Raw genomic sequence first — 1,580 nt, 5'->3', positions numbered from 1 at the left:
CGTTCGAAGTCCGAATATGGACCGGTTCAATATACACGCTACCACTACCCCCCCAATTGTTACCAGAGGAATATTAATCAGCGCATAAACTACCGTATTTTGCAGACTCTTCCAGAAAAGCTGATCTTCAAAAAACATTTTTTTATAATTCGTCAGCCCGGTAAAGTCCATCTTCATCATATTATAATCTGTAAAACTGGTGATAAAAGAAAAGATCAGAGGCCCCATTACAAAGCAAAGAATCCCAATCAGCCAGGGAAGTATAAAGATGTAACCATAAACGCTTTCCCTTGCTTTCATATTCTTAACACCAAGCTTACTCAGTAATTTCCCAAACATAAAGCTACCTTCTTTCTTTTTCTAAAAATGGCTCTTTTCAATCAAAGAGCCATTTTAATGTGCTGCTATAGTCTTACTTCAGGAAATCCTGAAAAGCCTTTTGTGCATTTGCCAAAGCATCGTCCGTACTCTTCACTCCAAGTGTTCCCTCTTCAATTAACGGATTGATGATATCTGTATAACCCTTCATATTATTGGGGGTTATCGCCGCCTTTGTATCCGATAATGCTTCTGAAATCTTAGCGGTTATAGGATCACTTAAAAATGCTCCGTCTTTATCAAAATCTGTTCTGGCAGAGAAATCTCCCAGTCTTTCGCATAAAAATTCCTGCATGTCCTTGCTTGTCATAAACTTAATAAATTCATAGGAACCTTCCGGATTTTTTGCTCCTTTTGGTATTTCCAGTACAAAACCGCTTCCATTTACTGTGTGTCCGTTTCCTTCTTTATATTCAGGCATCAGCATAACACCATAATTTAAGTCCGGATTTGTCTGCTTCAGAGAAGAAACATATGCACTTGTCTGTAACAGCATAGAAAGTTTTCCGGAAGAGAACGGATCCTGCATACCTGATTTAAATGCTGCGCTCATCTCATTATAAGTATTTCTGCCATAATGCTGTGTAAATTCGTCCACCCACCTGAAGACATCTTTGTTAATATCAGTATCTACAGCCGGTACTTCATTATCATCATACCAGATCTGTCCTTTATTGGCATTACATACCCAGCTGTCCAATCCTCCATTTCCAAGCAATGGTAAAAATCCTATTCTTTCATAGGTATCCCCGTTCTTCTTCTCCAGCTTGTAAGCTGCTTCTTTTAATTCATCCCAAGTCTTAGGAGGATTCTCCGGATCTAATCCGGCTTCCGTAAAATGATCTTTATTATAGTAAATGACTCTGGTATCAACAGAAAACGGTAATGCATACACACTTCCGTCTTCTCCTGTACATGCATTTAAATCCTGCTCGATAAAGCTGTCTACCCCTGTCCCTTCATCTTTTTTCAAGAAATCATCCAGGCTCTCCACCTGCCCCTGTTCTGCACGAAAGCGAACTTCTTCCAATGTGTTTGCCATAATGTCGGTAGGATTGCCGGCTGCAATCTGTGCTATGTTCTTCGTGAAAACATCTCCCCATGGAAGATTTACATAGGTAACTTCATATTTGTCCTGTGATTCATTAAACATTTTTAAAGCTTCTTCTAAAACATGCTTTCTGGCTTCTGAACACCACCAG

2 protein-coding genes are annotated in these 1,580 nt (G+C 39.4%); both read right to left on the bottom strand.

Features of this window, described 5'->3' with window-relative positions:
• A partial coding sequence (locus tag ACH2DQ_RS23960) for a carbohydrate ABC transporter permease (RefSeq protein ID WP_395028563.1) occupies positions 1–339 on the bottom strand: 339 nt, incomplete at its 3' end.
• Positions 340–412: 73 nt separating this feature from the next.
• Positions 413–1,580 (bottom strand): ABC transporter substrate-binding protein (locus tag ACH2DQ_RS23955; protein ID WP_395028562.1); only part of this gene is annotated, 1,168 nt, incomplete at its 5' end.

The organism is Robinsoniella sp., assembly GCF_034124845.1.
The sequence above is the reverse complement of the archived record's forward strand: the minus strand, read 5'-3'. Positions and strand labels throughout refer to the sequence as shown.